The organism is Mesorhizobium sp. M7A.F.Ca.US.006.01.1.1, from assembly GCF_003997935.1.
Lineage (GTDB): Bacteria > Pseudomonadota > Alphaproteobacteria > Rhizobiales > Rhizobiaceae > Mesorhizobium.
The window spans coordinates 1-3,827 of the sequence record NZ_RZQL01000397.1 but is presented as its reverse complement, the minus strand read 5'-3'; the positions used below and the strand labels follow the sequence as shown (position 1 = coordinate 3,827).

3 protein-coding genes are annotated in these 3,827 nt (G+C 63.0%); 2 read left to right on the top strand and 1 reads right to left on the bottom strand.

The window, feature by feature from the left end; genetic code table 11:
• The coding region (locus EN943_RS35710) for an isocitrate lyase/phosphoenolpyruvate mutase family protein (RefSeq protein ID WP_164778566.1) at positions 1 to 488 on the bottom strand (488 nt) is incomplete at its 3' end.
• A 319-nt stretch (positions 489 to 807) separates the two neighbouring features.
• Here EN943_RS35710 and EN943_RS35705 point away from each other — a divergent pair.
• Together EN943_RS35705 and EN943_RS35700 are read left to right on the top strand one after the other, a co-directional pair.
• The gene (locus EN943_RS35705; RefSeq protein ID WP_127416463.1) at positions 808 to 2,997 is read left to right on the top strand and encodes an anthranilate synthase; all 2,190 of its coding nucleotides are present in this window, start codon (positions 808 to 810) and stop codon (positions 2,995 to 2,997) included.
• A gap of 5 nt (positions 2,998 to 3,002) precedes the next feature.
• Positions 3,003 to 3,827, top strand: an 825-nt coding sequence (locus EN943_RS35700) for a cation diffusion facilitator family transporter (RefSeq protein WP_164778565.1), incomplete at its 3' end; no start/stop codon positions are given.

The window sequence follows — 3,827 nt, the reverse complement described above, 5'->3', positions numbered from 1 at the left end:
TCCGGTTTCGCCTTGAGGAAGATGTCGGTTCGGGCGTTGATGAACGCCGGTATGCCGGAAGCCTTGACGGCCGCCGCCGCAGCTTCGATGCGTTTTACCTGAACAGAAATGTCGTGCAGGCCGCTGCCACCGACAACCTGGTCTTCGAAATTGAACCCAACAGCGCCGGCCCGCAGCGCCAACGTCACCGTGCGAGCCACAATCTCCGGATCGACGCCGTAACCACCCTCGAGGTCCATGGTCACCGGCAGGTCGACCGCCGCGACGATGCGCTTGATGTTGTCGAGCGCCAGCTCCAGCGGGATTTTCTCGCCATCGGCGTAGCCGAACGCGGCCGCCACCGGCCAGCTTCCGGTGGCGATCGCCTTGGCCCCCGCCTTCTCGACGATCTTGGCCGAGCCCGGATCCCAGGCATTGTAGAGAACGATCGGGTTTCCCTTGACGTGGAGGGAATGGAACGTCCGCGCGCGCTCTATCTGCTCGGTCATGGTTGTTTTCCCGTCTTCCTGCTGTTGGATAGCCAATCTAAGCGGCGCTGCCGGCTTTGGCGATGTGCCATGAGTTGCAGAAGCGGCGGCCAAAGAACAGACTTTCAAACCTGTTGCGCATCCTCCTTTTCGCAGCTATGGATTTCGACATGAACATGCGTTCGACCAAGACCATTTGGTGGTGGGCCTGCTGACAGCGGCCTGTTCGAACACGTGCGCGTGAAAAGAGAGGGTGGCCGCAACGGAAAGTCCGGGCGGCCATTTGTTTTTTCCAAGCCATTCCCGGGTCCGTTGCCCCAAGACGCTGATGGAGACGGCAATGACGATAAAGCTTCTGGAAAACGGCGCGGAAAGTTTCGTGACCGCGGGTGGCATCACCATCACGCGCGCGCGCCACGACCGGCCCTATGCGGGCGCGATCGACGCTTACGTCGACGGCCTGAATTCGCGCCGCGGCGCGGTGTTTTCCTCCAACTATGAATATCCCGGCCGCTACACGCGCTGGGACACCGCCATCATCGACCCGCCTCTGGTTATCTCGGCGCGCGGCCGCGCCATGCGCATCGAAGCGCTGAACGGCCGTGGCGAGGTGTTGTTGCCGGTCATCGGCAAGGCACTCGCCACCCAGGCGGATGTCACCATCGCCGAGACGTCGAAGACACTCATCCGCCTCGACGTCGCCAAGCCGGGCCGTGTCTTCACCGAGGAGGAGCGCAGCCGCGTCCCCTCGGTGTTTACGGTGCTGCGCGCCATCACCGCTCTGTTCAAGACCGAGGAAGACGCCAATCTCGGTCTCTACGGCGCTTTCGGCTACGACCTCGCCTTCCAGTTCGACCCGGTCGACTACAAGCTCGAGCGCAAGCCAAGCCAGCGCGACCTGGTGCTTTTCCTACCCGACGAGATCCTGGTCGTCGACCATTATTCGGCCAAGGCCTGGACCGACCGCTATGACTATGCCGGCGAGGGTTTTTCGACCGAAGGGCTGCCGCGCGACGAAATCGCCGAGCCGTTCAAGAGCCCCGACCGCATCCCGCCGCGCGGCGACCATGAACCGGGCGAATACGCCAATCTGGTGCGCAAGGCGATGGATTCGTTCAAGCGCGGCGATCTGTTCGAGGTCGTGCCCGGCCAGATGTTCTACGAGCGCTGCGAGACGCAGCCGTCCGAGATTTCGCGCAAGCTGAAAGCCATCAATCCGTCGCCCTATTCCTTCTTCATCAATCTGGGCGAAGGCGAATATCTGATCGGCGCCTCGCCGGAAATGTTCGTGCGCGTCAACGGCCGCCGCGTCGAGACCTGCCCGATCTCGGGCACCATCAAGCGCGGCGACGATGCCATTTCCGACTCCGAGCAGATCCTGAAACTGCTCAACTCGAAGAAGGACGAATCCGAGCTGACCATGTGCTCGGACGTCGACCGCAACGACAAGTCGCGGGTCTGCGAGCCGGGTTCGGTGCGCGTCATCGGCCGGCGCCAGATCGAGATGTATTCGCGCCTGATCCACACGGTCGATCACATCGAAGGCCGGCTGCGCGAAGGCATGGATGCCTTCGACGCCTTCTTGTCACACGCCTGGGCGGTCACCGTTACCGGCGCGCCGAAGCTGTGGGCCATGCGCTTCATCGAACAGAACGAGAAAAGCCCGCGCGCTTGGTATGGGGGTGCGATCGGCATGGTCAATTTCAACGGCGACATGAACACCGGCCTGACGCTCCGCACCATCCGTATCAAGGACGGCATTGCCGAAGTGCGCGCCGGCGCCACATTGCTGTTCGACAGCATTCCCGAGGAAGAAGAAGCCGAAACCGAACTGAAGGCATCCGCCATGCTCTCCGCCATCCGCGACGCCAAGACCGGCAATTCCGCCAGCACCGAGCGCACCACCGCGCGCGTCGGCGACGGCGTCAACATCCTGCTGGTCGACCACGAGGACAGTTTCGTCCACACGCTGGCCAATTATTTCCGCCAGACCGGCGCCAACGTCTCGACCGTTCGCTCGCCGGTGCCTGAGGAAGTCTTCGACCGGCTGAAACCCGATCTCGTCGTGCTGTCGCCCGGCCCCGGCACGCCGAAGGACTTCGATTGCGCCGCAACCATCAAGAAGGCGCGCGCCCGCGAACTGCCGATCTTCGGCGTCTGCCTTGGCCTGCAGGCACTGGCCGAGGCCTATGGCGGCGAACTGCGGCAGCTGCACATACCGATGCACGGCAAGCCGTCGCGCATCCGCGTCTCCAAGCCCGGCATCATCTTCTCGGGCCTGCCCAAGGAAGTCACCGTCGGCCGCTACCACTCTATCTTCGCCGACCCGGTGCGCTTGCCCGACGATTTCATCGTCACGGCAGAAACAGAGGACGGCGTCATCATGGCCTTCGAGCACCGCAAGGAGCCGATTGCCGCGGTGCAGTTCCACCCGGAATCGATCATGACGCTCGGCCACAATGCCGGCATGCGCATCATCGAGAACATCGTCGCCCACCTGCCGCGCAAGGCCAAGGAAAAGGCCGCCTGACGATCATGGCTGAAGCCGAGAACACGATGGCGATCGCGGCCAAGGCGGCCGCGAAGCGCAAGGTCGCCAACCTCGCCTTCTGGTCGATTATCGTCGCCTTTGTCGTGCTCGCGCTGAAGGCTGCCGCCTGGTACGTCACCGGCTCTGTCGCGCTCTATTCGGACGCATTGGAATCGATCGTCAACGTCATCGCCTCGGTCGCCGCCTTCTGGGCGATCCAGGTCAGCCACAAGCCGGCCGACCAGGATCATCCCTTCGGCCATCACAAGGCCGAGTATTTCTCGGCAGTGCTGGAAGGCGTGCTGATCGTGCTTGCCGCGCTATTGATCCTCAACGAGGTCTGGCGCTCCTGGCAGACCCCGTCACCCCTGGAACAGCCTTGGGAGGGTCTTGCGGTCAACGGCGTTGCCACGATCATCAACGCCTTCTGGGCCTGGACCCTGATCCGCACCGGCAGGGCTGAGAAATCACCGGCGCTGGTCGCCGACGGCAACCACATCATGACCGACGTGGTGACCTCGATCGGCGTCTTCGGCGGCTTGGTAGGAGCGATCCTGACCGGTTGGCAGATCCTTGACCCCGCACTTGCCGTCCTCGTGGCTTTGAACATCCTGTGGCAGGGCTGGCATGTCATAGGCTCGTCGATGAACGGCCTGATGGACCGCGCCGTCGACACCCAGGAACACATGCGCATCCGTGACGTCATCTCGGCCAATTGCAAGGGCGCGCTGGAGGTTCACGACCTCAAGACGCGCATCGCCGGCCGCGCCACCTTCATCGAGTTTCATCTGGTCGTCGACGCAGACATGTCTGTCGGCGCCAGCCATGTC

Coding starts and splice junctions, on each gene's coding strand:
- EN943_RS35705 (WP_127416463.1), top strand. CDS start 808: ATGACGATAAAGCTTCTGGAAAACGGCGCGGAAAGTTTCGTGACCGCG.